We start from the raw sequence: 228 nt of genomic DNA on the forward strand, positions 1-228 counted from the left end.
GTGCCGCTGCTGCGGGCCAGCGGGCCGGGCTCGGAGATCCAGCGGCCGCTGGCCATCGTGGTGGCGGGCGGGCTGGTCAGCTCCACGGCGCTGACCCTGCTTCTGCTGCCTTTGCTGTTCGAACGCTTCGGCCTGCCGCGGCGTAAGCGGGAGGCCCGGTCATGAGCACCACCCACACCACCACCACCTCTCCCCACTGCAGGGCGCAAGGCCTTGCCGGACTCTCTT

Annotated in this window: 1 protein-coding gene; it reads left to right on the forward strand. The window is 71.1% G+C overall.

Annotation, left to right across the window (positions count from 1 at the left end; translation table 11 throughout):
* On the forward strand, positions 1-165 hold a 165-nt coding region (locus ACFIKI_RS08680), incomplete at its 5' end, for an efflux RND transporter permease subunit (RefSeq protein ID WP_375666819.1).
* Positions 166-228 lie beyond the last annotated feature (63 nt).

Source organism: Bartonella sp. TT121SHDZB, assembly GCF_042193415.1.
Lineage (GTDB): Bacteria > Pseudomonadota > Alphaproteobacteria > Rhizobiales > Rhizobiaceae > Bartonella.